This window comes from Micromonospora halophytica, assembly GCF_900090245.1.
Classification (GTDB): domain Bacteria; phylum Actinomycetota; class Actinomycetes; order Mycobacteriales; family Micromonosporaceae; genus Micromonospora; species Micromonospora halophytica.
Genome location: NZ_FMDN01000011.1, coordinates 65385 through 90347, shown reverse-complemented (window position 1 = coordinate 90347; position 24963 = coordinate 65385). Strand labels below are relative to the sequence as shown.

The window sequence follows — 24963 nt, the reverse complement described above, 5'->3', positions numbered from 1 at the left end:
TCGGGTGATTATGAGCGGGTGAGCACCCCTCGGGAGCACCCCACCAGCCCACCGCAGGCCACCGACCCCACGGTCCCCCGCAACGGCGCCCGCCGTCGCGGCGGCCGTGCCCCGCGCAGCCCCGAGGACGTCGTCACCACGACGCCCGGCTCCTCCGGGGTCGGCGCCGCCGGCGCCTCGGCGGGACTCGACGAGGTGCTGGACTCCGGGCAGCGGCCCACCCCGGGCCCGGACGCCCCGGCGGCCCACGAGCCGCTGCCGGAGGACCGCTTCCTCAACCGCGAGGTCTCCTGGCTCGACTTCAACGCCCGGGTGCTGGCGCTGGCCGAGGACCCGGGCACCCCGCTGCTGGAGCGGGCGAAGTTCCTGGCCATCTTCGCCAGCAACCTCGACGAGTTCTACATGGTGCGGGTGGCCGGCCTGAAGCGCCGCCTCTCCGCCGGCCTGCCGGTACGCGGCGGGGACCGGCTGCCGCTGCGTACCCAGCTGGAACGGATCACCGAGAAGACCACCGACCTGGTCGCCCGGCACGCGGCCTGTTTCGTCGACGACGTGCTGCCGAGGCTCGCCGAGCAGGACGTCCGGATCCTGCGCTGGGCCGAGCTGGACGACCCGGAGCGGGAGCGGCTGCGCACCTACTTCCGCGAGCACATCTTCCCGGTGCTGACGCCGCTCGCGGTGGACCCGGCGCACCCGTTCCCGTACATCTCCGGGCGGTCGCTGAACCTGGCGGTGGCGGTACGCGACCCGGACGGCGGCTCGGAACTCTTCGCCCGGGTCAAGGTGCCGAACAACGTGCCGCGTTTCGTCCGGGTCGCCAAGGACCGGCCCGGGGTGCACATGCTGCCGGTCGAGGAGCTGATCTCGGTGCACCTGGGGCAGCTCTTCTCCGGCATGCAGGTGGTGGAGTGCCACCTGTTCCGGGTGACCCGCAACGCCGAGGTGGAGGTCGACGAGGACCGGGACGAGGACCTGCTCCAGGCGCTGGAACGGGAGCTGGCCCGGCGCCGCTTCGGGCCCCCGGTACGGCTGGAGGTCGCCGCCTCGATCTCCGACCACATGCTGGAGCTGCTCGTACGCGAGCTGGACATGGACGGGCACGACGTGCTCCGGGTCCCGGGGCTGCTCGACCTGTCGGCGCTCTGGCAGCTCTACGGCGAGGCCGACCGTCCGGACCTGAAGGACCCGCCGTTCGTGCCGGCCACCCACCCCCGGCTCGCCGAGGGCGAGGTGCCGCGCAGCGTCTTCGCCACGCTGCGCGACGGCGACGTGCTGGTGCACCACCCGTACCACTCGTTCGCCACCAGCGTGCAGCGCTTCATCGAGCAGGCCGCCGCCGACCCGGACGTGCTCGCCATCAAGCAGACCCTCTACCGCACCAGCGGCGACTCCCCGATCGTCGACGCCCTGGTCGACGCGGCCGCCGCCGGCAAGCAGGTGGTCGTGCTGGTGGAGCTGAAGGCGCGCTTCGACGAGGTGGCCAACATCGGCTGGGCACGCACCCTGGAGCGGGCCGGCTGCCACGTCGTCTACGGCCTGGTCGGCCTCAAGACGCACTGCAAGACCGCGCTGGTGGTACGCCAGGAGGGCAACCAGATCCGCCGCTACTGCCACATCGGCACCGGCAACTACCACCCGAAGACCGCCCGGCTCTACGAGGACTTCGGGGTGCTCACCGCCGACCCGGAGATCGGCGCCGACCTGACCGACCTGTTCAACGTCCTCACCGGGTACAGCCGGCAGACCGCGTACCGGCGACTGCTGGTGGCGCCGCAGGGCATCCGTCGCGGCCTGGTCGAGCGGATCGAGCGGGAGATCGCGCACGTCCGGCTCGGCATGCCGGGGCTGGTGCAGTTCAAGGTGAACGCCCTGGTCGACGAGGAGGTGACCGACGCGCTCTACCGGGCCTCCCGGGCCGGCGTGCACGTCGACCTGCTGATCCGGGGCATGTGCACGCTGCGACCGGGGGTGCCGGGACTGTCGGAGAACATCCGGGTCCGCTCGATCCTCGGCCGGTTCCTGGAGCACTCGCGGATCTTCCGGTTCGGCAACAACGGCGACGCCGAGTTCTGGATGGGTTCGGCCGACCTGATGCACCGCAACCTGGACCGCCGGGTGGAGGCGCTGGTGCAGGTCAGCGACCCGGTGGCCCGGGCCGAGCTGGACCACGTGCTGACCGCCGCGTTCAGCCCTGACGTGGACGCCTTCGAGCTGGCCGCCGACGGCGCCTGGGCCCGGCGTACCGGCAGCCCGGAGGAGCCGCTGGTGGACCTGCAGGAGCTGCTGCTGCGCCGGGTCGGCGGCACGGCGGGCTGACCAGGCGCAGGCGCAGGAAACTGAGCGGCCCGTACGGGGACCGCCCCGGACGTAGGGTGACGGGATGGTGGACGAGGAACCGGTCGGGATCCGGGCGGCCGGCGGGGTGGCCTGGCGGCCGGACGCCGCCGGCGGCGTCGAGGTCTGCCTGGTGCACCGCCCCCGCTACGGCGACTGGTCGCTGCCCAAGGGGAAGCTGGAGTCCGGCGAGCATCCGCTGCTGGCCGCCGTCCGCGAGATGGCCGAGGAGAGCGACGTACGGGCCGTCCCGCAGGTCCGCCTGCCCACCGTGCGCTACCGCAGCGAGGGCCGGCCCAAGGAGGTCGACTACTGGTCCATGCGGGCGGTGGGCGAGGGCGGGTTCCAACCGGACACCGAGGTCGACGACGTGCGCTGGCTCGGCGTCGACGACGCGGTCCGGCTGGTCAGCTACCCGCACGACGCGGAGGTGCTGGCCGCGTTCGCCGCGCTGCCCCCGGTGACCGCGACGATCGTCCTGGTCCGGCACGGGCACGCCGGGAGGCGGGCCACCTGGTCCGGCCCGGACGACGGCCGCCCGCTCGACGCCGAGGGCGAGGCCCAGGCCGAGGCGCTGGCGCCGTTGCTGGCGCTCGTCCGCCCGACCCGGCTGCTGTCGGCGTCGGCGCGCCGCTGCGTGCAGACCCTCGCCCCGGCGGCGGCCCTGCTCGACCTGGCGGTCGAGGTCTGCGGCGACCTGGACGAGCCGCGCCCGGGCCAGCAGAACGAGGAGTGTGCGCTGGCTGCGGCCGGCCGGCTGGCGGAGCTGGCCGCCGCCGGGGCGTCGGTCGGGGTGTGCAGCCAGGGCAAGGTGATCCCGGGCGCGCTGGAACGGTTGGCCGGGCGGGCCGCCGACTGGACCACCCCGAAGGGCAGCGGCTGGCTGCTCGCCTTCACCGCCGACCGGCTGCTCACCGCCGACCGCCTCTGACCGCACGCACGAAGGGCGCCCACCGTCGCGGTGGGCGCCCTGTGCGTCGTACGCGGAGATCAGCGCTTGGTGGCGGCCTTCTTGGCCGGCGCCTTCTTCGCCGGGGCCCTCTTCGCCGCGGTGCTCTTGGCGGCGGTGCTCTTCGTGGCCGCGGTCTTCTTGGCCGCGGCGGTCTTCCTGGCGGCGGTGGCCTTGGTCGCCGCGGCGGTCTTCTTCGCCGGGGCGGCCTTCTTGGTGGCGGCCTTCGCCGCGGTGGTCCTGGTGGCCTTGGCGGCCGTGGTCTTCTTGGCCGCGGTGGCCGTGGTCTTCTTGGCGGCGGCCGTGGTCTTCTTGGCCGCGGTGGCCTTCGCGCCGGTGGCCTTCGCCCCGGTCGCCTTGGCCCCCGCCGCCTTCACCCCGGTGGCCTTGGCGGCCGCCGTGGCGGTCTTCTTCGCCGGGGCCGCGGCCTTCGGCACCTTGCCGCTGGCCACCATCTCCTTGAATCCGGCGCCGGCGCGGAAGGTCGGGACGGACGTCTTCTTGACCTTCACCGCCTCGCCGGTACGTGGGTTGCGCGCTGTTCGGGCCCCTCGGACACGCTTTTCGAACGCTCCGAAACCGGTGATCGCCACCTTTTCGCCCTTGGTGACCGCTGCCTGGACCTCAGCGAGAACCGCGTCGAGCGCGGCCGTCGCCGTCTTCCGGTCCCCCAGGCGAGCGGCGAGCGCCTCGATGAGCTCGGCCTTGTTCACGACTTCCTCCCGATTGTGCAACTGACTCGACGCGAGCCATTCTGCGCGCACGGTATGCCCTGTGCTGCCTGGACACAAACATTCGATGGAAAAAAGCCCTTGTGTCGTAACGGATTCGCCCCCACCGGGCGAACCGGTGGGGGCGAAAACCGATGAGTGGTGCGGCGTACGGCTATGCCACGGCGGGCTTGAAGGACGGCCGGGTGGCCTCGTAGGCGGCGATGTCGTCGGCGTGCCGGAGGGTGAGTCCAATGTCGTCCAAGCCCTCCATCAGCCGCCAACGGCTGTGGTCGTCCAGCGGGAACGACCAGGTGGACTCGCCGAGCCGGACCTCCCGGGCGGTCAGGTCGACGGTCACCGCAGTGCGCGGGTCGGACTCGATCCGAGCCCAGATCTCCTCGACCGCTTTCAATTCCAGCTCCACCGGCAGGAGCCCTTCCTTGAGGGCGTTGCCCCGGAAGATGTCACCGAAGCGGGGGGAGATCACCGCGCGGAAGCCCCAGTCGCGCAGCGCCCAGACGGCGTGCTCCCGTGAAGATCCGGTACCGAACTCCGGACCGGCCACGAGAATCGACGCACCGGAATACGCCGGATCATTGAGCACGAATTGCGGATCTTCCCGCCACGCGTTGAAGAGTCCGTCCGCGAAACCGGTTCGGGTCACCCGCTTGAGGTACACGGCCGGGATGATCTGATCGGTGTCCACGTTGGACCGTCGCAGCGGCACGGCGGTGCCGGTGTGGGTGGTGAACTTGTCCATCTCTCGGCTGCCCTTCTACAGATCGGCGGGGGCGGCGAGCCGACCGGCCACGGCGGTGGCGGCGGCGACCGGCGGGGACACCAGGTGGGTGCGCCCTCCCCGGCCCTGACGGCCCTCGAAGTTGCGGTTGGAGGTGGACGCGGAGCGCTGGCCGGGCTTGAGCGTGTCCGGGTTCATCCCGAGGCACATCGAGCAACCGGCGAAGCGCCACTCGGCGCCGGCGTCGGCGAAGACCTTGTCCAGCCCTTCCGCCTCGGCCGCCTCCCGCACGGCCGCGCTGCCGGGCACCACCAGCATCCGTACGCCGTCGGCGACCCGGTGGCCGCGCAGCACGTCCGCGGCGGCACGCAGGTCCTCCAGCCGGCCGTTGGTGCAGGAGCCGACGAAGACCACGTCGACCGCGAGGTCCCGCAACGGAGTGCCGGGGGTGAGGTCCATGTACTCCAGGGCCCGGCGGGCGGCGGTCCGGTCCGCCTCGCTGACGAACTCCTCCGGGTCGGGCACGGCCGAGCCGAGCGGCGCGCCCTGGCCGGGGTTGGTGCCCCAGGTCACGAAGGGGGTGATCCGGCCGGCGTCGAGGGTGATCTCGGCGTCGAAGGTCGCGTCGGCGTCGGTGGGCAGGGTCCGCCAGTAGGCCACCGCGGCGTCCCAGTCCGCGCCCTGCGGGGCGTTCGGCCGGCCCTTGAGGTACGCGAAGGTGGTCTCGTCCGGTGCGATCAGCCCGGCTTTGGCGCCCCACTCGATGGACATGTTGGCGACCGTCATCCGGCCCTCCATGGACAGGGCGCGGATCGCCTCGCCCCGGTACTCCACGATGTGGCCGCGTCCGCCGCCGGTGCCGACCTGGGCGATCAGCGCGAGGACCAGGTCCTTGGCGGTGACGCCGGGGCCGAGCTCGCCGGTGACGTTCACCGCCATGGTCTTCGGCCGGGCCTGGGGCAGCGTCTGGGTGGCCAGGACGTGCTCGACCTCACTGGTGCCGATGCCGAAGGCGAGCGCCCCGAGGGCGCCGTGGGTGGCGGTGTGCGAGTCGCCGCAGACGATGGTCATGCCGGGCTGGGTGACGCCGAGCTGCGGGCCGATGACGTGCACGATGCCCTGGTTCTCGTCGCCCAGGGGGTGCAGCCGCAGGCCGAACTCGGCGCAGTTGCGGCGCAGCGTCTCGATCTGCGTACGCGAGGTCGGGTCCGCGATGGTGAGCAGGTCACCGCGGCGCAGCCGGAACGACGGGTCGTCGTACCAGGTCGGGGTGTTGTGGTCCTCGGTCGCGAGCGTGAGATCGGGGCGGCGGACCCGGCGGCCGGCCAGGCGCAGCCCGTCGAAGGCCTGCGGGCTCGTCACCTCGTGCAGCAGGTGCAGGTCGATGTAGAGCAGGTCCGGCTCACCCTCGGCGGTCCGTACGACGTGCGCGTCCCAGACCTTCTCGGCCAGGGTCCTCGGTCGAGTGACTCCCACCATCTGGACATCCTAAATTCTGGGAGGTAAATTTCGGCTTGTGGGACACAGTATGAGCGGTGTCGGCGTCCTCGACAAGGCGGTGGTCATCCTGGCCGCCTGTGTCGACGGTGCCAGCCTGGCCGAACTCGTTGAACGCACCAAGCTGCCCCGGGCCACCGCGCACCGGCTGGCACAGGCGCTGGAGATCCACCGGATGCTGGTCCGGGACACCCAGGGGCGCTGGCGTCCCGGGCCCCGGCTCGGCGAGCTGGCCAACGCCGCTCCGGACGTGCTGCTGACGGCGGCGGAGCCGTTGCTGGCCGCGCTGCGCGACGCCACCGGTGAGAGCGCCCAGCTCTACCTGCGCCGCGCCGACGAGCGCGTCTGCGTGGCCGCCGCCGAGCGCGCCAGCGGCCTACGGGACACCGTGCCGGTCGGCTCGGTGCTGCCCATGACGGCGGGCTCGGCGGCGCAGATCCTGCTCGCCTGGGAGCCGCCGGAGGCGGTCATGCCGCTGTTGCCCCGGTCGAAGTTCACCGGCCGCACCCTGGCCGAGGTCCGTCGCCGAGGCTGGGCGCAGAGCGTCGCCGAGCGCGAGGCGGGGGTGGCGAGCGTCTCGGCCCCGATCCGGGACCGCACCGGCCGGGTGATCGCCGCGATCAGCATCTCCGGCCCCATCGAGCGCCTCGGCCGCCGCCCCGGCGAACGCCACGCCATGGCGGTGGTCCGCGCCGGCCAACGCCTCTCCGGCCTCTGACCGCAGCCCGGCCGTCGAGGCCCGGTCGGACGGCGGGGCGAGATCGCGGTGTCCAGGCCGGGCCGGCTCGACCCCGGGCAGGGCGGCAGGCAGGGCGGCAGGAGCCGGACCTGGGGATCGGCCGGCCGGGTCGAGCGGCACGAGCCGGACCTCGAGCAAGGGCCGAGCCGGCGAGAACGCCTCGCCACGGTCACTGTGCGTCATATTCTGCCAAAGGTGCGGACCCACCACCTTGCCCCTTTGCTCTGCTGCCACATACGCGCCAGCAGCGGAGGGTGACTGGGTGAGCGCCCAACCGCGACAGGACCTGGTCGCTTCATCGCTGCTCACAGCGGTGGCGCGTGGGTGGCAGCAGAGCAAAGGACGCAAAGGTCACCAGACAACCCGGCACCGATGCACACGAAGAGTAACGACGAGCGAGCAACACGCTCAGTGAGGTGGATAGCGAACGGCCCGCCCCACGATCAGCGAGACGGGCCGCACCTGCTCTGTAGCCCCGACCGGATTCGAACCGGCGCTACCGCCTTGAGAGGGCGGCGTCCTGGGCCGCTAGACGACGGGGCCAGGCACTTTTCCTGCATCACCGCCCTGGCGAGCGGTGCGGTTGTAGTCTAGCGGCACCACTTTCCCGCGCCGACGCGGGGGCACCCGGCCGGGCAGGTGCGTGGCGGAGACGGAGACACGAAGAAGCCCGCCCCACCGAGGTGGAACGGGCTGTCAGCGCTGTAGCCCCGACCGGATTCGAACCGGCGCTACCGCCTTGAGAGGGCGGCGTCCTGGGCCGCTAGACGACGGGGCCAGAACTCATGTCGCTTCCCCACCCTCACGGGCGGGGAAGCTGCACTCTACCAGAGATCATCCGCCACCCCTCCGGGAAGGAGGGGAGCGGAACTCCGCCAGAATCCAGCGTCCGGGACTCTCGCGAATCCGCGGTTGCGCTGGGGTACCAGGACTCGAACCTAGACTAACTGAACCAGAATCAGTCGGGCTGCCAATTACCCCATACCCCATTGGCCCCTTGCGGCGCCGAGAAAGAACTCTACCCTCCCCGCGCCGACAGGCCAAATCCAACCCCCTGAACCGCCTCTGAACTGCGCAAACAGGGCGTCGGACGCATCAGGCGACCGGGACCACCGGGTTGGTGAGCTCGCCGATCCCCTCGATCCGCACGGTGACCGTATCCCCCTCCGTGAGCGGGCTAACCCCCGCCGGGGTTCCGGTCAGCACCACGTCGCCGGGGAGCAGCGTCATCACGTGCGAGATGTACGACACCAGCGCCGGCACGTCGAAGACCATGTCCTTGGTCCGGCCGAGCTGGCGTACCTCCGTCTCCTCCGGGTCGCGACCCACCTCACAGCGGACCTCCAGGTCGGAGACGTCCAGGCCGGTGGTGATCCACGGGCCGATCGGACAGAACGAGTCGAAGCCCTTGGCCCGGGTCCACTGCCCGTCGGAGCGCTGCAGGTCCCGCGCGGTCACGTCGTTGGCGCAGGTGTAGCCGAAGATCGCCTTCTCGGCGGCGGCCCGATCGGCCCGCCGCGCGCCGGGCGCGCCGATCACCACGGCCAACTCCGCCTCGTGCTCGACCTGCTTGGAGAAGATCGGCAACCGGATCGCGTCCCGCGGCCCGATCACCGAAGTGGAGGGCTTGAGGAAGAGCAGCGGCTCCTTCGGCACCTCGCCGCCGTGCTCGGCGGCGTGCTCGGCGTAGTTACGGCCGACACAGACCACCTTGCTCGGCAGGATCGGCGAGAGCAGCCGGACGTCGGAGAGCGCCCAGCGGGCGCCGGAGAACTGGATCGGACCGAACGGGTGACCCTCGATCTCGGCGACGGTCAGGCCCTGCGGCCCGCCCCCCGGATCGCCCTCGACGACCCCGAACGACATTCCCTTGGCATGAGCAAAACGAGCGATACGCACCAGGCCAATCTAGCCCCTGCCGGCGCGCCCCGAGCCCGGCGACGGCCCGGCCGCCGGCGGCGTCGGCGCAGCGTACGCCATCGACGGCCGGGCGGGGCCGGGTTCGGTACTTCGTACCCGGCCGGAGGTGACGCGCCCCTAGCGTCGGCTGCGGAGGTTCGTTCGTATGCCTGCATCGAGACGACACCACAGGGCCCTCGCCGTGTTCGTGCACGGCCTGGGCATCCTCGCCGCCGTGCCGGCCCTGCCCACGGCGACGTCCCCGAGAGCCGAGGCCGCACCGGCGGTGGTCGCCCCGGCGCCACCGGCGGCCGCGCCCACCAGCCCGGCGCCGTCGGCGTCCACGAGCCCGGCACCCGGGCCGACCGGTGTGCTCGCCCCGGCCGCGGCACCCGGGGCGCGCAAGGCGCCGGCAGCCCCGGGAGTCGCCGCGACCGGGGCGGTGATCCCGGTGACGCCCGCCGTGCCGGCCCCCGGAATGGGCGCCACGGCCGCGCCGGGAGCGCCCCGGCCCGCCCCACCGGTCACCGTGTCGGTGACGGCGGCCGGAACGCCCGCGCCGGGCTACCGGATCCGCGTCCACAACGACGCCACCACGCCGATCGAGACCACGGTGCGGCAGGAGCTGCCGGCCGGCTCGTCGACGACGGCGGTGAGCGCGGGCGGCCGGGCCACCCGCGTCCCGGGGCCGAACAGCACCGGGGAGGTGACCTGGCAGCTGCGCCTGCCGGCCCGGAGCACCACGACGCTGGACACCGCGCTCGCGGTCACCGCGCCGGGCCGGGCGGTCACCGCGCCCGCCTGCGCCTTCACCGGCGACGGCAACCGGCCGTACGACTGCGCCACCGCCACCTGGCAGGGCGCAGGGGTGCCGGCCGCGGAGGTGGAGGAGGCGACCCCGGCCTGGCGACGACCGTCGATCCTGGCCGCGACGCTGGTGGTGCTGCTCATGCTGAGCGCCGCCGGAGCCTGGGCGTGGCGGCGCGCCCGTCGGCGACGCGCCGAGCCGACCGGCGCCGTGCCGACGGCGGCGGGCGTCCCGCCGTACGCCGGCGGCCCCGACGCTCCCGGCGGCACCGGCCGTCCGCGCCCGGCCGCACCCGGCGCGACCGGACGACGCCGCAGACCGCCGGTCTGGGCGATCGTCGGGGTGGCCGTGGTGGTACTCGCCGCAGTCGTCTCGACGGCGGTGTTCACCGCCACCCGGCAGGTCTCCGCGATCGACACGGCCAAGCAGCCGACCAGCGGCGCCTGGGTGGGCCGGAGCACCACCGGCACCGTCGGAGTGCCGCTGCGGGAGCGGGCGTTCGAGTTCACCGTCTACCGGGTGGACTGCACGAACGCCCCCGGGTCGGCGCGGCGGTGCCAGGCCACCGTCGGGGTACGCAACGTCACGCCCGAGCAGCAGACCTGGCACGGCGAGCTGCAACGGGCCTACCTGCGGGGCGGCAACTGGGTCACCGCCGACGCGGACGCCACCCGGCTGGCCAACCTGGGCCGCGACGTCTTCGCCCAGCCGGTCGCCGCGAACAGTCGGCTGGTGCTGCCGCTGGTCTTCACCATGAACGGGGCGCAGAAGCCGGAACAGCTCGAACTGCGCAGCGGGGTCTTCTCCGCCGGGGTCCGGGTGGACGTGCCCTGACCGGCGTGCGGGCGGCGGTCGTACCCTGGGTCCGTGACCGCCGCCCTCGCCCCCGCCGCCCTCGACGCGGCCGACTGGCAGGCCCGGCGCGCCGCGCACGAACAGCGGGTGGACGCCTGGCTGGCGCCGCACCTGGCCCGCCGCAAGGCGGGCGGGAAGCACCCGGTGGAGGACTTCCTCTTCACCTACTACTCGCACCGCCCGGCCCAGCTGCGCCGCTGGCACCCGGGCGCGGGGGTGGTGCTGCGCGACGCCGACCCGGCCGAGTTCGGCCCGGACTACCGCGCCGACGCCGCCGGGGTCACCCTCGACACCGATCGGGTACGCGCACGGCGCGGCGAGTCCGTCGCCTGGATCCGTGCCCTGCTCGTCGCCACCGCCGGCCGGCCGGCGCACCTGGGCTGCTTCGGGATGCACGAGTGGGCGATGGTCTACCGGCAGACCCAGGAGGAGGTACGCCACAATGCCTGGCCGCTGCGCCTGACACCGGAACGGACGGCCGCGGTGGTCGAGGAACGCGGCGTACGGTGCAGCCACTTCGACGCGTACCGGTTCTTCACCCCGCCGGCCCGACCGTTGAACCTGCTCACGCCGACCAGGGAGAGCCAGCACGCGCTGGAGCAGCCGGGCTGCCTGCACACCAACATGGACCTCTACAAGTGGTCCTACAAGCTCTCTCCGCTGGTGCCCAGCGAGCTGGTGGCGGACTGTTTCGCCCTGGCCCGGGAGATCCGCGCGCTGGACATGCGGGCCAGCCCGTACGACCTGGCCGACCTCGGGTACGCCCCGGTGCGGGTGGAGACCCCGGAGGGCCGCGCCGAGTATGCCGCCGCCCAGCGGGACTTCGCCGAACGGGCGGCCGTGCTGCGCGGGCGGCTGCTGGCGGCGCTGGGCTGACCGCCCCGCTCGTCGACAGGACGTCGGGCCGAGGGCGTTCGGGCCGAGGGGCGTCGGGTCGTACCGTCGGTGGTGGACGATGCCCGACGGCCCGCGCCGCACGGGACACGGGCCGTCGGGCATGCGACTCAGCCGGCGGTGCAGGTCACCGCCGGCACAGTGGGCGTGCCGGTCGTGCTGCCGAGGAACCCGAAGGTGGCCTCGGCACCGGCGGCCAGGGCGCCGTTCCAGCTCACGTTGCGTGCGGAGACGGCCGTGCCGCTCTGGGTCAGTTCGGCGTTCCATGCCTGGGTGATCCGCTGGCCGTCGGGCAGGGTGAAGCCGACCCGCCAGCCGCTGGTCCGGGCGGTGCCGGTGCTGCGTACGGTCACCTCGCCCTGCCAGCCGCCCTGCCACTGGTTGGTGATCCGGTAGGTCGCGGCGCAGGCCACCGGAGCGGACGGGGTCGACGTGGGGCTGACCGTCGGGCTGGGCGACACGGTCGGGCTGACCGTCGGGCTCGGGGTGGCGCCGGAGAGGGCGGCCACCACGGCCGGGTACCAGCGGTCGGACATCTTCTGGTCGCCGGCCGCGTTGGGGTGCACCCCGTCGTAGGTGTCGGTGGCGGTGCTGAACCCGGTCCACTGGTCGACCACGACGACCGGCGACTGCGCGGTGGTCTTCCCCGCCGCCCAGCCGTCGATGGCGCTGTTGAGCGCCACGGCCCGCTGGCCGCACTCGGCGCAGGAGGCCGGCGCCATCGGGATGATCTTCGCGACGATCACCCGCATCGCCGGGTTGCTGGCCCGCATCTGGTCGACCAGCTTGCCGTACGCGGCCAGGATGGTGGCCGGCGGGATGTTGCTCCACACGTCGTTGGTGCCGAAGTGCATCAGCACGATGTCGGGCCGGGTGGCGGAGAGCCAGCCGGGCAGCAGGTTCTGGTTGGCGACGTTGGTCGCCAGGTATCCGCCGTGGCCCTCGTTGTCCCCGTCGTGCGGCTGGCCGCAGCCCTGTGGGCCGAGGGTGCCGACGAAGTCGATGTCGGTGTGGCCGGTGGACTGGAGCCGGTTCCAGAGGATCGACCGCCAGCAGCCCGGTGACCCGGTGATCGAGTCGCCGAGCGGCATGACGCGTACCGGTGCGGCGGCAGCGGCCGGTTGGGCGGGCGCGGCGGCGGCCAGCCCGGAGATCAGGACGAGCGGGGCGGCCGCGAGCGCGGCGAGCAGGGCGGAGACGAACGGCCTTCGGGGCATGGTGAAGGAACTCCTGTCACGTGACGGTGCGTGCGGTCGGTGACGGCCCTTGCTCCCACGGCCATTCCAGCATCGAACATCATCGAACTCAACGTCCTGCCGTCCGCGGGCCCACCGCCCGGGCGGGGCGGCCCGCGCCGGCCGGCTCAGGCGGTGGCGCTCTCCCCCTGCCGGCGCAGCTTCTCCTCCAGCTCGGACATGGTGTCGACGAACCAGAGCTGGTGGCCCTCGTTGGCCTCGGTGACGAAGTCGCGCAGCGCGGCGCTGCGTGCCACGTGGACGGAGATGTCCCCGACCACGGCCAACGGCATCCGGTGGTTGACGAACTTCTGCATCAGCTCCCCGGCCACCCCGGAACGCAGAGTGAAGAACTCGACGGCCAGCCGCCGTACCGGGAGCACCACCAGCTCCGCGCCGTACCCGGAGGCCTCACCGATCACCCGCAGCGCGTCGGCGCCCTCACAGAGCTTCGGGCCGTCGGCGGCGCAGGCCAGCACCGAACGGCCGTGCAGGGTGACGAGGGTGTCGCCGGACATGGTCGCAGCCTAGGCACGCGCCGCCCGGGTACGCGGGCTTTCCCGGTCAGTCCCCGTCGACCCGCCGGTCCCGCTTGCGCTGGGACTGGCGCTTCTTCTCGGCCAGTCGGCGCTCCTTGGCCCCACGGGAGGGACGGGTGGGCCGTCGGGGCGGGGGCGGCGGCGCGACGGCCTCGCGCAGCAGCGCGGCCAGTCGCTCCCGGGCCGCCTCCCGGTTGGCGAGCTGGGCCCGGTGTTCGCTGGCGGTGACGGTGAGCACCCCGCCGACCAGCCGACCGGCCAACCGTTCCAGCGCCCGGCCCCGCAGCCCCGGCGGGAGACTCGGCGTGGCGGCCAGGTCGAAGCTCAGCTCCACCCGCGAGTCGGTGGTGTTGACCCCCTGCCCGCCCGGGCCGGACGACCGGGAGAACCGCTCCCGCAGCTCGGTGGCGGGCACCACCCACCGGTCGTTGACCCGCAGTCCGTCATCCACGCCCCGAGGCTAGCGCTCCTTCACGCCGGCCTTGGTGGAAGCGGTCGGGGTAGGGCTGGGGGCCGGCTCGGCGCGCTCGTGGTCGGGCCCCACCGTGGCGTACGCGACCGCACCGACGAGCAGCAGCGCGATCACGCCGACCTTGGTGGTGACCGCCCGGAGCAGCAGCCACGCGGTCCGCCGGGCGCCCGGTACGGCGTTCTTGGCGGCCCGGTAGTCGTTCCAGCCGCGTCTGGCCCTGGCGTACTGGGCGCCCACGCCCCATCCGAGGAAGAGTCCCACCGCGAGCAGGACCGCAACGAGAGAAAGCTCCACCCACGCCAGTATCCACACTCAACGTGATATTTCTATGGCCCGATGGTCCCATGCCGGGTATCCGATAGTTCTACCGTTACGCCCTTCCGGTCCTGGCACGTCCGGCTCAGCCGCCTTTGCCGATGATCGTGTCGGCGGTCTGCTGAACCTGGTCGATCGGGATGGCGAACCCGATCCCGATCGAGCCGTTGCCGTCGATGGTGGCGATCGCGGTGTTCACCCCGACCACCTCGCCCCGGGCGTTGACCAGCGGACCTCCTGAGTTACCCGGGTTGATGGAGGCGTCGGTCTGCACCGCGCTGCGCCGGTTGGTGCCCAGCCGCACCTGGCGGTCCAGCGCGCTGACGATGCCCGCGGTGACCGTGCCGGCCAGCCCGAGCGGCGAACCGACCGCCAGCACCGGCTCCCCCACCCGGGTCGAGCGCGGCTTGGCCAGCGGCAGGGGCGCCAGGCCGGCCTCTGTCGGCACCTTCAGCACCGCCAGGTCGCTGCCCGGTTCCCGGCCGACCACCTCGGCGGCGTACCGGCGGCCGTCGGGCAGCTCCACGGTCACCTCGCCGCCACCGCCCTTTGCCAGGATGTGGTCGTTGGTGATGATGTGCTGCTGATTGTCGATGGCGAAACCGGAGCCGGTGGCGCCCGCCCGGGTGCCGCCGCCGGCCATCACCGACACCACGCCCGGCACGGTCTTCTGGGCGGCGGTCACCAGCTCCGCGGGCACCGGCGCGGCGGAGGCCGCCGTCGGCCCCGGGCCGCCGCCCTGGCCGGCCACCCAGCCGCCGGCCGCCGCGCCGGAGACGGTGGAGAGGGCAACCACCGCCGCCGCGGTCAGCAGCCGTCCGCGCCAGCGCCGCCGGGACGGGTCCTCCCCCGACCCCGGTACGTCCCACCGGGACCTCCCGTCCGGACCCAGCTCGGGCGAGACGAACCACGGTCCCCGGGGCTCGCCCAGACCGGTCTGCACAGCCATACGCGTGCTCCTCACTCGTCGGGGGTCAGGGCAGCCGGGAGAACCAGCGCATCGACCCGGCCGCGGCGCCCATCGCGAACACCAGCCCGAGGCCGATGAACCGGGCGGAGATGTCCTGGCGTTCCTTGCGCCAACCGACCGAGGAGCCGATGTCCTCGTACACCTCGCGCAGTTCCTGGCTGCTGCCCGCCTCGTGGAACCGGCCCCCGGTGTCCTCGGCGACCGCCTTGAGGGTCTGCCCGTCGACCGGCACCTGGATCGGCCGGCCGCCCCGGTCGACGAAGCCGCCCGGCGTGCCGAACGAGATGGTGTGCACCGGCACCTTCGCCGTCACGGCGGCCGAGGCCGCCTCCATCGGGTCCATGCCGGAGGTGTTCGCCCCGTCGGAGAGCAGGATGATCCGGGCCGGCGGCGGCTGCTTGGCGGCGTTGGCGTCGAGGCTCTTCACCGCCCCGAGCGAGGCGCTGATCGCCTCGCCGATCGCGGTGCCCTGCACGCCGGTGATCCCCTCGGCGAGCCGCTCGATCCCCTCGTCCAGCGCCTCCCGGTCGGTGCTCGGCGGCACCAGCACCGCGGCGCTTCCGGCGAAGGCGACCAGACCGACGTTGAACTCGTCGGGCAGCCCTTCGACGAAGCGGCGGGCCGCCTCCTTGGCCGCCGCCAGCCGGTCCGGCTCCACGTCGGTGGCGAGCATCGAGGTGGAGACGTCGACGGCGACCATGACGGTGGCGCGTTCCCGGGGCACCCGCACCTCGGCCTCGGGCCGGGCGAAGCCCACCACCAGCAGCGCCAGCATGGCCAGGAAGAGGCCGGCCGGCACGTGCCGCCGCCAGGCGGGGCGGGCCGGCGCGACCCGGTCGAGCAGCCGCAGGTTGGTGAAGCGGACGGCGTACCGGCTGTGCCGGCGCTGGGCGAGCAGGTAGCCGACGGCCAGCGCGAGCACCCCGAACAGCAGCAGCAGGCGGGCGGGTGACTGCCAGCTCACGCCACACCTCCCCGGGCCGCCGCGGGCGCCGCCGCGAGGCGACGCTGGGCGTGCACGTGGCGCACGATGTCGGCGGTCCAGTCCCGGTCGGTCCGCAGCGGCAGGTGGGCCGCCGCGCACCGGCGCAGCGCCCGGCGTACCTGGTCGCGCTGCACGGCGGCGGCGTCGGCGTAGCGCCGGCGCAGGACCGCATCGCCGGTCCAGACCTCACGCCGCCGGCCGGTCTCCGGGTCGACCAGGGTGATCAGGCCGACGTCCGGCAGCTCCAGCTCGCGGGGGTCGGTGATCTCCACCGCGAGCACCTGGTGGCGGGCCGCGAGCCGGCGCAGCGCCGGCTCCCAGGGAGCCGGGTCGTCGGGATGCTCGGGCAGCCCGTCGAGGAAGTCGGAGACCACCACGACCAGGCCGCGCCGGGTGGCGACCCGCTGCGTCGCGGCGAGCGCCGCGCCCAGGTCGGGCGGCTCCGGCGGGTGGCCGGCGGCGTCGTGCCCGCCGGAGCGCGGGGCCGCCAGCAGCGCCCGGAGCAGGCTCAGCAGGTGGGTACGCCCACCGCGCGCCGGGAAGCGACGCAGCCCGGAAGGGCCGAGCACCTGGGCGCCGAGCCGGTTGCCCGCCCCGGCGGTGAGGAAGCCGACCGCGGCGACGGCGGCCACCGACAGCTCCCGCTTGTCCAGCTCCGCGGTGCCGAACTCCATGCTGGGGCTGGCGTCCACCAGCAGCCAGGTGGTGAGTTCCCGGTCGGCGTCGACCTCACGCACGTGCGGCACGCCCGTGCGGGCGGTCACCGCCCAGTCCATCCGGCGTACCTCGTCCTCACCGGGCCGGTACTCCCGGCTGCCGGCGATCTCGCTGCCCGGCCCGGGCAGCAGCCCACGATGCTGTCCCTGGAGCAGGCCGTCCAGGCGTCGGGTCACGGTCAGCTCCAGTCGGCGCAGTCGCTGGCCGGGGGCGAGGTCGGCCAGTCCCGGGTCGGCCGGTGGCCGGGCGGCGACCCGCCTCATGCCGCCGCCAGGTCGGGTGCGTGCTCGGGCTGCCCGGTGGCGAGCACGGGTGGTGGCACGGCCTGGACGAGCCGGTGCACCAGCGCCTCGGCGGCGACCCCGTCCGCGACCGCGTCGAAGGAGAGCACCAGCCGGTGGGCGAGGACGTCCACGGCGAGGTCCCGGACGTCCTCGGGGAGCACGTACTCCCGGCCGCGCAGCAGCGCCTGGGCGCGGGCGGCGGCGACCAGGCCGAGGGTGGCCCGGGGGCTCGCCCCGTACGCCAGCAGCGGCGCGATCTCGGGCAGCCCGAAGCGACCCGGGTCGCGGGTGGCGAGGATGAGCCGGACGACGTACTCGGCGATGGCGTGGTGGACGAAGACGCGGGCGGCGCGCTGTTGCAGGTCGCGCAGGCGTACCGGGTCGAGCACCTGCCGGGCCCGGGGCTTCTCGACGCTCATCCGGTAGAGGATCGCCAGTTCGTCGGCGTCGTCCGGGTAGTCCACGACGATCTTCATGAGGAAGCGGTCCCGCTGCGCCTCGGGCAGCTGGTACACCCCCTCGGACTCGATCGGGTTCTGGGTGGCGAGCACCAGGAAGGGTTCCGGCACCGGCCAGCTCCGACCACCGATCGAGACCTGCCGCTCGGCCATCGCCTCCAGCAGCGCGGACTGCACCTTGGCCGGGGCTCGGTTGATCTCGTCGGCCAGCACGAGGTTGGCCATGATCGGGCCCAGCTCGACGTCGAAGCTCTCCTTCGACGCCCGGTAGATGCGGGTGCCGACGATGTCGGAGGGGACCAGGTCGGGGGTGAACTGAATCCGCGAGAACGTCCCGCCGACCACCGTGGCGAGGGTCTGCGCGGCGAGCGTCTTGGCCACGCCGGGCACGCCCTCCAGCAGGCAGTGCCCGTCGGCGACCAGTGCGGTGAGCAGGCGGTCGACGAGCCGATCCTGCCCGACGATCACACGTTTGACCTCGAAGAGGGTCTGTTCCAGCTCGATGCCCGCCGGATCGGGTTCGGCCGGGGTGGGCAGGCTGGCCAGGGTGTCCGAGATGTCCGTCACGGTGCTTGCTTCCCGGGCCACCGGCCCGACAAACGTCGGAATTTCCGGGCCGGACGGCGCTTCTCCGGGCCTATCCGGGACGAGCGGCACCACAGCCGACAGAGCGACGGTCCCGACCCGTCGGCACGTCGACGGGGGTTCCGTGCCGATCACCCGCGCCGTTCACGAGACGGTGTGGCGGGCCACCGCGCGACAGGCCGACGGCTAGCCTGAGCACCATGATCGACACCGTCGCGCCACCGCGTACGCAGCACTCGTGGACCATGCTGCTCTGCTGGCTGGCGGTCGTACCCGGCCTCGCCTGGGCGGTGGTACGCCTGGCCGGGCTGGAACGCGGCCCCCTGGTGCAGGCGCTGGCCTTCACCCCGTACGTCGCGGTCGGGAGCCTGGTGCCGCTCGGGCTGGCGCTCGCCCTGCGGCGTCGCGGGCCGGCGGTGGTCGCGGCACTGGTGACGCTGACGCTGGTCGGCACGGTGGCGCCCCGGGCCCTCGCCTCCGGGCAGCCGGACGTGGACGGACCGGTGCTGCGGCTGCTCACCGCCAACCTGCTCAAGGGCGGCGCGGACGCCCGCACCCTGGTCGACCTGGTCCGCCGGCACCGGGTGGACGTGCTCGCCGTGCAGGAGTTCACCCCGCAGGCGCAGGCCGAACTGGACCGGCAGGGGCTGTCCGAGCTGCTCCCCCACCGGCAGCTCAACCCGGAGGTCGGCACCACCGGCTCGGGGCTCTACGCACGCCACCCGCTCTCCGACGGCGGTTTCCGGCGCAACGCCGGCATGGCGTTCACCCAGGCGTACGCGCGGGTGGCGGTCCCCGGCGCGGCACCGCTGCGGGTCGAGTCGGCGCATCCGGCCGCCCCGTACGGCGTCGAGGTGGTCGACGAATGGTTCACCGACCTGCGGGCGCAGCCGCGCGCCACCCCGGACGGGCCGCTGAGCGTCCTCGCCGGGGACTTCAACGCCACCCTCGACCACGCCCCGCTGCGGGCGCTGCTGGACAGCGGGTACGTGGACGCGGCCGACGCCGCCGGGGCGGGGCTGGCCGGCACCTGGGGGCCGTACGACGGCGGCCCGGTCCCGCCGGTCACCATCGACCATGTGCTGGTCGACCGGCGGATCGCCGTCCGCACCGTCGACGTGCACCCGGTGCCGGGCAGCGACCACCGGGCGGTCCTCGCCGAACTGCGCCTCCCGGCCGCCTGAACCGCGTCACCTGCGACGGTCAGACCCGGGCGCGGTCCAGGCCGTAGGTGAGCGCGTCGACGAGAGCGTGCCAGGACGCCTCGACCACGTTGGGGTGCACCCCGACGGTGGTCCAGTCCCGGCCGGTGCCGTCGGCGGTCTCCACCAGCACCCGGGTCACCGCGCCGGTGCCGTGGCTGCCCTCCAGGATCCGGACCTTGTAGTCGGCCAGCTCGAAGTCGCGCAGCTCCGGGTAGTGCCGGGACAGCCCGACCCGCAGCGCCTCGTCGAGGGCGTTGATCGGGCCGTTGCCCTCGGCGGTGGCGATCACCCGCTCCCCGCGTACCCGGATCTTCACGGTGGCCTCGGAGACCACCGCGCCGTCCTCCCGGTGCTCGACCAGCACCCGGTACGACTCCAGCGCGAACGGCCGCGTCGGCGCGGCGTCCGGCAGTTCGGAGCGGACCAGCAGCTCGAACGAGGCGTCAGCGGCCTCGAACGACCACCCGCCCGCCTCCAGCTCCTTGACCCGGCTGGTCACCTTCGACAACGCCTCCGGATGGCCGGCCAGGTCCAGGCCGAGCTCGCGGCTCTTGAGCTCGACGCTGGCCCGGCCGGCCATCTCGGTGACGAGGATCCGCATGTCGTTGCCCACCACCGACGGGTCCACGTGGTTGTAGAGCAACGGGTCGACCTTGATCGCGCTCGCGTGCAGCCCCGCCTTGTGGGCGAAGGCCGCAGCCCCGACGTACGCCTGGTGGGTGTCGGGGGCGATGTTGGCGATCTCGGCGATGGCGTGCGAGACCCGCACCATCTGTTCCAGGCAGCCATCCGGTAGGACGGGCATGCCGAGCTTGAGCTGGAGGTTGGCGACGACCGCGAAGATGTCGGCGTTGCCGGGGCGCTCGCCGTACCCGTTGGCGGTGCCCTGGACGTGCCGGACCCCGGCCTCGACGGCGGCGATCGTGTTGGCCACCGCGCAGGCGGTGTCGTTCTGGCAGTGGATGCCGAGCAGCTCCGGCGCGACGCCGGTGCGTGCGGTGAGGTCGGCGATGGCCGCCGTCACCTGCGACGGCAGCATCCCGCCGTTGGTGTCGCAGAGCACGAACCGCTCGGCCCCCGCACCGAGCGCGGCCTGCACCACCGAGGCGGTGTACACCGGATCGTGCCGCCACCCGTCGAAGAAGTGCTCGCCGTCGACGAAGACCCGCCGGCCCTGCGCGACCAGGTACGCCACCGTGTCCCGGATCATGGCCAGGTTCTCCGCGCCGGTGGTGCGCAGCGCGCGCTCGACGTGCCGGATGTCCGCCTTGGCGACCAGCGCGACCGCCGGGGTCTCGGCGTCGAGCAGGCCCCGCACCTGCGGGTCGTCCTGCACGGCCACGTTGGCCCGCCGGGTGGCCCCGAAGGCGACCAGCACGGCGTGCTTCAGGTCCAGCTCGGTACGCGCCCGGCGGAAGAACTCGGTGTCCTTCGGGACCGCGCCGGGCCACCCGCCCTCGATGAAGCCCACCCCCAGCTCGTCGAGGAGCCGGGCCACGGCCAGCTTGTCGACCACCGAGTAGCTGAGCCCCTCACGCTGGGCGCCGTCGCGCAGCGTGGTGTCGTACACCTGGAACGTCATGGGAGTCCCTTCTTCACGGGCCGGGGAGCAACAAAAAGACCCCCCGCGGGGTGCGGGAGGTCTGCGCGCTCGGCGGAGGGGAGGCCGGCGCGCTACGTGCCAATAATCAGGACGGTGCTGCTCACGGTGGCCACTCTGCCACTCCCGACCGACTTCTGGGAGGCATAATCCACATGTCGGGATGGTGACGTTGAGTGTTCATAACAGATTCACCGCAGCTCCTCGGGCAGAACCCGCCGGCGGTGATCGACTTCACAAGTCACCCGGCCGCCACCAGCAGGAAACTTCGCTGCGGAAGTATCTGGAACCGATCCAGTTACCGGCCCTCGTGCCGCAGTCAAGGAGGACCCGTGCTCACTGTCGGTGACCGCTTTCCCGAGTACGAACTCACCGCGTGCGTCTCGCTCGACGCCGACAAGGCGTTCGAGACGCTCCACCACAAGTCCCACGAGGGCAAGTGGCGCGTCGTCTTCTTCTGGCCGAAGGACTTCACCTTCATCTGCCCGACGGAGATCGCCGAGTTCGGCCGCCTCAACGGTGAGTTCGCCGACCGCGACGCCCAGGTGCTCGGCGTCTCGGTGGACAACGAGTTCGTGCACTACGCCTGGCGCAAGGACCACCCGGACCTGCGCGAGCTGCCCTTCCCGATGCTCAGCGACATCAAGCGTGAGCTGAGCGCCGCCTGCGGCGTGCTGGGCGACGACGGCGTGGCGCAGCGGGCCACCTTCATCGTCGACCCGGACAACGAGATCCAGTTCGCCATGGTCACCGCCGGCTCCGTCGGCCGGAACGTCTCCGAGGTGCTGCGGGTGCTGGACGCGCTGCAGACCGACGAGCTCTGCCCGTGCAACTGGAACAAGGGCGGCGCCACCCTCGACGCCAACGCCCTGCTCGCCGGCGCCGGCGCCTGACATGGGTCTGGACGCGGTCAAGGCGACGCTGCCCGAGTACGCCAAGGACATCAAGCTCAACCTCGGCTCCACCGTCGGCACCTCGACGCTCAAGCCCGAGCAGGCCTGGGGCACCGCCCTGGCCTGCGCGGTCGCCGCACGTAACCCGGTGGTGCTGAGGGAGATCGCCGACGAGGCCTCGACCCACCTGTCGCCGGAGGCCGTCGAGGCCGCCAAGGGCGCCGCCACGATCATGGCGATGAACAACGTCTACTACCGGGCCAAGCACCTCATCGGCGACGAGCAGTACGCCTCGATGCCGGCCCGGCTGCGGATGCAGATCATCGCCAGGCCGGGCGTGGACAAGGGTGACTTCGAACTCTGGTGCCTCGCCGTCTCGGCCATCACCGGCTGTGGCGTCTGCCTGGAGTCGCACGAGAAGGCCCTGCGCGGCGCCGGGTTCACCCGCGAGCAGGTGCACGAGGGGCTGCGCATCGCCGCCGTCGTGCACGCCGCCGCGGTGGCGCTCGACGCGCAGGCCGCCCTGGTCTGAGCCGGACACTCGGCACCGGGCCGGTACCGCGACCGCGGTACCGGCCCGTCGTCGTTTCCGGTCACCGAGTGTGGAGGGCGGCGGGTCCGGGTACCCCATCCGTGGACACGAAGCACTTTTCCTCCGATACGACTACGACAGTCGGGGCAGGAGTTCCCCATGGACAGGCTCGACCCGCACGCCACGTACGGCAGCACCGACCCGATGATCGACGGCGGTCAGGGCAGCGTCGCCGGCGGCGCCCCCGCCGGCGCCTTCAACCCCTGGCGCTACCGCGACGAGGCCGGGGTGGTCGACGCCGACCTGGTCGGCTACAAGGTCGAGGCCACCGACGGCGGCATCGGCAAGATCGACAGCGCGAGCCACGAGGTCGGCGGCAGCTACCTGGTCGTCGACACCGGCCCGTGGATCTTCGGCAAGAAGGTCATGCTGCCGGCCGGCACCGTGAACCAGGTGGACCACGACGACAGGAAGGTCTACGTGGACCGCGGCAAGGACCAGATCAAGGCCGCGCCGGAGTACGACGAGACCAGCCACAGCGACCCGTCGTACCGGGACACGCTGGGCGGCTACTACGACGAGACGTACGGCAACGTGCCCCCGGGCACCGCGCGCTGAGCGGCACGGACCTCGACGGCCGGTGGGGAAACCCGCCGGCCGTTACCGTGTCCGAGTGGACGACACACAGGTCAACCGCCGCGTTCCCTTCTCCGTCATGTTCAACTTCCGAGAGGTGGGCGGACACCCCGCCCGCGACGGCCGCGCCGTGCGCAGGGGCCGGCTCTACCGCTCGGACTCCCCGCACCGTCTCGACGGCGCCGACCGGGAGGCGTTCGCCGCCCTCGGCGTCCGGACCGTCATCGACCTACGCCGACCCTCCGAGGTGGAGCGGGACGGCCGGGTGCCCGAGTTCGACGGGCTGGCGTACCGCAACATCCACCCGGAGCACGCCGACTGGGGCGAGAACCCGTACCGGCAGGGCACCGACCTCGCCCGCTACCTGGCCGACCGGTACGCCGACCTGGCCGAGACCGGCGCGACCGGGCTGGGCGAGGCGGTCGGGCTGATCGCCGACGAGACCGCCGCCCCGGTTCTGGTGCACTGCGTCGCGGGCAAGGACCGCACCGGCATCGTCTGCGGGCTCACCCTGGCGGTGCTCGGGGTCCCCGACACCGAGATCGCCGCCGACTACGCGCTCAGCACCGAGGCCGCCGAACGGTTCCAGACCTGGTTCAACTCCACCGGCAAGCAGGTCCGGCCCGGGCTGCCCCCGCTCACCACCCCCGCCGAGGCGATGACGCTCTTCCTCACCGAGCTGCGTCACCGGCACGGCTCGGTGGAGGACTACCTGCGGCACGCCGGACTGACCGACGCCCAGCTCGCCGCGCTACGCGACCACCTGCTGGAGTAACTGACGGCCCGCCCTCCCGCGATCTGGCCGGGGCGCCCGGCGACCTCCAGGGTCCGAAACGGCGACCGCCGGCCACGCCGCGGCAGCGGCGGGCCGGCGGTCGGCAGTCGGCGGATCAGCAGACGCGGCGCACCCAGCCGTGCGGGTCCTCGGCCTCGCCGCGCTGGATCGCCACCAGTTGCTCGCGCAGGGCCATCGTGGAGCGACCCGGCTCACCCCCGCCGATCAGGAACTCCCCGTCGGGGAAACGCACCCGGCCGATCGGGGTGATCACTGCCGCGGTGCCGCAGGCGAAGACCTCCCGCAGCCGGCCACTGGCCGCGTCGGCCTGCCAGTCGGCGAAGCTGACCGGCCGCTCCTCGACCCGGTGCCCGGAGGCGGCAGCCAGGGACAGGACGGCGTCGCGGGTGATGCCCGGCAGGATCGTGCCGGTCAGCGGCGGGGTGACCAGGGTGTTGTCCTCGTAGACGAAGAAGACGTTCATGCCGCCCAGCTCGTCGACGAAGCGGCGCTCCACCGCGTCGAGGAAGACCACCTGGTCGCAGCCGGCCTCGATCGCCTCGGCCTGCGCGGCCAGCGAGGCGGCGTAGTTGCCGCCGCACTTCGCCGCGCCGGTGCCGCCGGGGGCGGCGCGGGTGTAGTCCGGGCTGACCCAGACCGTCACCGGCTTGACCCCACCGGCGAAGTACGCCCCGGCCGGCGAGGCGATGACGCAGTAGAGGTACTCGTTGGCCGGGCGCACGCCGAGGAAGACCTCGCTGGCGAACATGAACGGCCGCAGGTAGAGGCTGGCGTCCGGGCCCTCCGGGATCCACTCCCGGTCGATCTCGACGATCCGGCGCAGCGACTCGACGAACGTCTCCTCCGGCAGCTCCGGCATGGCCAGCCGCCTGGCGGAGGCGACGAACCGGGCGGCGTTCGCCTCCGGACGGAACATGGTGACCGCGCCGTCGGCGGTCCGGTACGCCTTCAGCCCCTCGAAGATCTCCTGCGCGTAGTGCAGGACGGCGCTCGCCGGGTCCATCGGGATCGGCGCGCGGGCCTCGACGCGGGCGTCGTACCAGCCCTTGCCCTCGGCGTAGCGGATGGTGACCATGTGGTCGGTGAAGACCCGGCCGAAACCCGGGTTGGCCAGCAGCGCGGCCCGGTCGGCGGCGGATACCGGGGCGGGATTCGGACGGATCTCGAAATCGAGCTTGTCACCACCGCTCATCGCGCTGACCTCCCTGAGGGTTGAACGGCGTACGGGGCCGCACACCGACATCACTGGTGCCAGAAACTTACCCCGAACGGTCGTTCAGCGGATAGCTGCGCCCGGCGGAACGAGCACACCCG

Annotated in this window: 24 protein-coding genes and 3 tRNA genes; 10 read left to right on the top strand and 17 right to left on the bottom strand. The window is 73.1% G+C overall.

Annotation, left to right across the window (positions count from 1 at the left end):
* Positions 1–18 precede the first annotated feature (18 nt).
* Together GA0070560_RS16595 and GA0070560_RS16590 are read left to right on the top strand one after the other, a co-directional pair.
* The gene (locus GA0070560_RS16595; RefSeq protein ID WP_091297950.1) at positions 19–2316 is read left to right on the top strand and encodes an RNA degradosome polyphosphate kinase; all 2298 of its coding nucleotides are present in this window, start codon (positions 19–21) and stop codon (positions 2314–2316) included.
* 64 nt (positions 2317–2380) lie between these two features.
* A complete protein-coding gene (locus GA0070560_RS16590) occupies positions 2381–3265 on the top strand; it encodes an NUDIX hydrolase (RefSeq protein WP_091297946.1) in 885 nt (294 codons plus the stop codon).
* A 59-nt stretch (positions 3266–3324) separates the two neighbouring features.
* On the opposite strand, the gene GA0070560_RS16585 is transcribed toward GA0070560_RS16590, so the two are convergent.
* The 3 genes from GA0070560_RS16585 to leuC all read right to left on the bottom strand — a co-directional run bounded on the left by GA0070560_RS16585 (position 3325) and on the right by leuC (position 6214).
* Positions 3325–3996, bottom strand: a complete 672-nt coding sequence (locus GA0070560_RS16585; protein WP_170839439.1) for an HU family DNA-binding protein — start codon at positions 3994–3996, stop codon at positions 3325–3327.
* Between the two features lie 172 nt (positions 3997–4168).
* Positions 4169–4756 (bottom strand): 3-isopropylmalate dehydratase small subunit, encoded by a 588-nt coding sequence (leuD, locus tag GA0070560_RS16580; RefSeq protein WP_091297938.1) that lies wholly within the window; start codon positions 4754–4756, stop codon positions 4169–4171.
* Between the two features lie 15 nt (positions 4757–4771).
* Positions 4772–6214, bottom strand: a complete 1443-nt coding sequence (gene leuC / locus GA0070560_RS16575) for a 3-isopropylmalate dehydratase large subunit (RefSeq protein ID WP_091297935.1) — start codon at positions 6212–6214, stop codon at positions 4772–4774.
* A gap of 49 nt (positions 6215–6263) precedes the next feature.
* Here leuC and GA0070560_RS16570 point away from each other — a divergent pair, with 49 nt between their 5' ends.
* A complete protein-coding gene (locus GA0070560_RS16570) occupies positions 6264–6950 on the top strand; it encodes an IclR family transcriptional regulator (protein WP_088977837.1) in 687 nt (228 codons plus the stop codon).
* Positions 6951–7441: 491 nt separating this feature from the next.
* Here the strand turns inward: GA0070560_RS16570 and GA0070560_RS16565 are convergent.
* The 4 genes from GA0070560_RS16565 to GA0070560_RS16550 all read right to left on the bottom strand — a co-directional run bounded on the left by GA0070560_RS16565 (position 7442) and on the right by GA0070560_RS16550 (position 8870).
* Positions 7442–7514 (bottom strand) — tRNA-Glu (locus tag GA0070560_RS16565).
* A gap of 162 nt (positions 7515–7676) precedes the next feature.
* Positions 7677–7749 (bottom strand) — tRNA-Glu (locus tag GA0070560_RS16560).
* A 139-nt stretch (positions 7750–7888) separates the two neighbouring features.
* Positions 7889–7960, bottom strand: a tRNA-Gln gene (locus GA0070560_RS16555).
* Positions 7961–8066: 106 nt separating this feature from the next.
* Positions 8067–8870, bottom strand: a complete 804-nt coding sequence (locus GA0070560_RS16550) for a fumarylacetoacetate hydrolase family protein (RefSeq protein ID WP_091297932.1) — start codon at positions 8868–8870, stop codon at positions 8067–8069.
* Between the two features lie 166 nt (positions 8871–9036).
* On the opposite strand from GA0070560_RS16550, the gene GA0070560_RS16545 reads away from it, so the two are divergent.
* Positions 9037–10512, top strand: a complete 1476-nt coding sequence (locus GA0070560_RS16545; RefSeq protein ID WP_091297927.1) for a hypothetical protein — start codon at positions 9037–9039, stop codon at positions 10510–10512.
* A 33-nt stretch (positions 10513–10545) separates the two neighbouring features.
* Positions 10546–11409 carry a 3-methyladenine DNA glycosylase gene (locus tag GA0070560_RS16540; protein WP_091297923.1) on the top strand — a complete coding sequence of 288 codons (864 nt, stop codon included), beginning with the start codon at positions 10546–10548 and terminating at the stop codon, positions 11407–11409.
* Positions 11410–11537: 128 nt separating this feature from the next.
* Here the strand turns inward: GA0070560_RS16540 and GA0070560_RS16535 are convergent, their stop codons facing one another.
* The 8 genes from GA0070560_RS16535 to GA0070560_RS16500 all read right to left on the bottom strand — a co-directional run bounded on the left by GA0070560_RS16535 (position 11538) and on the right by GA0070560_RS16500 (position 17969).
* Positions 11538–12644 (bottom strand): cellulose binding domain-containing protein, encoded by a 1107-nt coding sequence (locus tag GA0070560_RS16535; RefSeq protein WP_091297920.1) that lies wholly within the window; start codon positions 12642–12644, stop codon positions 11538–11540.
* A 146-nt stretch (positions 12645–12790) separates the two neighbouring features.
* Positions 12791–13180 (bottom strand): DUF4180 domain-containing protein, encoded by a 390-nt coding sequence (locus GA0070560_RS16530; RefSeq protein WP_091297917.1) that lies wholly within the window; start codon positions 13178–13180, stop codon positions 12791–12793.
* Between the two features lie 46 nt (positions 13181–13226).
* Positions 13227–13652, bottom strand: coding sequence for an alternative ribosome rescue aminoacyl-tRNA hydrolase ArfB (arfB, locus tag GA0070560_RS16525; protein WP_091297914.1), 426 nt, complete (start codon positions 13650–13652; stop codon positions 13227–13229).
* A 9-nt stretch (positions 13653–13661) separates the two neighbouring features.
* Positions 13662–13967, bottom strand: coding sequence for a hypothetical protein (locus GA0070560_RS16520; RefSeq protein WP_091297911.1), 306 nt, complete (start codon positions 13965–13967; stop codon positions 13662–13664).
* Between the two features lie 106 nt (positions 13968–14073).
* Positions 14074–14937 carry a S1C family serine protease gene (locus GA0070560_RS16515; RefSeq protein WP_091297907.1) on the bottom strand — a complete coding sequence of 288 codons (864 nt, stop codon included), beginning with the start codon at positions 14935–14937 and terminating at the stop codon, positions 14074–14076.
* Between the two features lie 25 nt (positions 14938–14962).
* The gene (locus tag GA0070560_RS16510) at positions 14963–15922 is read right to left on the bottom strand and encodes a VWA domain-containing protein (RefSeq protein ID WP_091297903.1); all 960 of its coding nucleotides are present in this window, start codon (positions 15920–15922) and stop codon (positions 14963–14965) included.
* Positions 15919–16923 (bottom strand): DUF58 domain-containing protein, encoded by a 1005-nt coding sequence (locus GA0070560_RS16505; RefSeq protein WP_091297900.1) that lies wholly within the window; start codon positions 16921–16923, stop codon positions 15919–15921. The genes GA0070560_RS16510 and GA0070560_RS16505 overlap by 4 nt, the downstream gene beginning before the upstream one ends.
* Complete coding sequence (locus GA0070560_RS16500) at positions 16920–17969, bottom strand: AAA family ATPase (RefSeq protein WP_091297897.1); 1050 nt, start codon at positions 17967–17969, stop codon at positions 16920–16922. The genes GA0070560_RS16505 and GA0070560_RS16500 overlap by 4 nt, the downstream gene beginning before the upstream one ends.
* A 218-nt stretch (positions 17970–18187) precedes the next feature.
* On the opposite strand from GA0070560_RS16500, the gene GA0070560_RS16495 reads away from it, so the two are divergent.
* On the top strand, positions 18188–19171 hold the full coding sequence (locus GA0070560_RS16495) for an endonuclease/exonuclease/phosphatase family protein (RefSeq protein ID WP_091297893.1): 984 nt from the start codon (positions 18188–18190) through the stop codon (positions 19169–19171).
* 19 nt (positions 19172–19190) lie between these two features.
* Here GA0070560_RS16495 and cimA read toward each other — a convergent pair whose 3' ends face one another.
* Positions 19191–20774, bottom strand: a complete 1584-nt coding sequence (cimA, locus tag GA0070560_RS16490) for a citramalate synthase (protein ID WP_091297888.1) — start codon at positions 20772–20774, stop codon at positions 19191–19193.
* A gap of 350 nt (positions 20775–21124) precedes the next feature.
* Between cimA and GA0070560_RS16485 the strand changes: the two genes are divergently transcribed.
* The 4 genes from GA0070560_RS16485 (at position 21125) to GA0070560_RS16470 (ending at position 23628) form a co-directional block, all read left to right on the top strand.
* Entirely contained in the window at positions 21125–21685 is a 561-nt protein-coding gene (locus GA0070560_RS16485) for a peroxiredoxin (protein ID WP_091297885.1), read from the top strand.
* Position 21686: 1 nt separating this feature from the next.
* On the top strand, positions 21687–22217 hold the full coding sequence (gene ahpD, locus GA0070560_RS16480; RefSeq protein ID WP_091297883.1) for an alkylhydroperoxidase, AhpD family: 531 nt from the start codon (positions 21687–21689) through the stop codon (positions 22215–22217).
* A gap of 159 nt (positions 22218–22376) precedes the next feature.
* On the top strand, positions 22377–22835 hold the full coding sequence (locus GA0070560_RS16475) for a PRC-barrel domain-containing protein (RefSeq protein WP_091297880.1): 459 nt from the start codon (positions 22377–22379) through the stop codon (positions 22833–22835).
* 97 nt (positions 22836–22932) lie between these two features.
* Entirely contained in the window at positions 22933–23628 is a 696-nt protein-coding gene (locus GA0070560_RS16470; RefSeq protein WP_091298232.1) for a tyrosine-protein phosphatase, read from the top strand.
* A gap of 115 nt (positions 23629–23743) precedes the next feature.
* On the opposite strand, the gene GA0070560_RS16465 is transcribed toward GA0070560_RS16470, so the two are convergent.
* Positions 23744–24841 carry a branched-chain amino acid aminotransferase gene (locus GA0070560_RS16465; RefSeq protein WP_091297877.1) on the bottom strand — a complete coding sequence of 366 codons (1098 nt, stop codon included), beginning with the start codon at positions 24839–24841 and terminating at the stop codon, positions 23744–23746.
* Between the last annotated feature and the right edge of the window lie 122 nt (positions 24842–24963).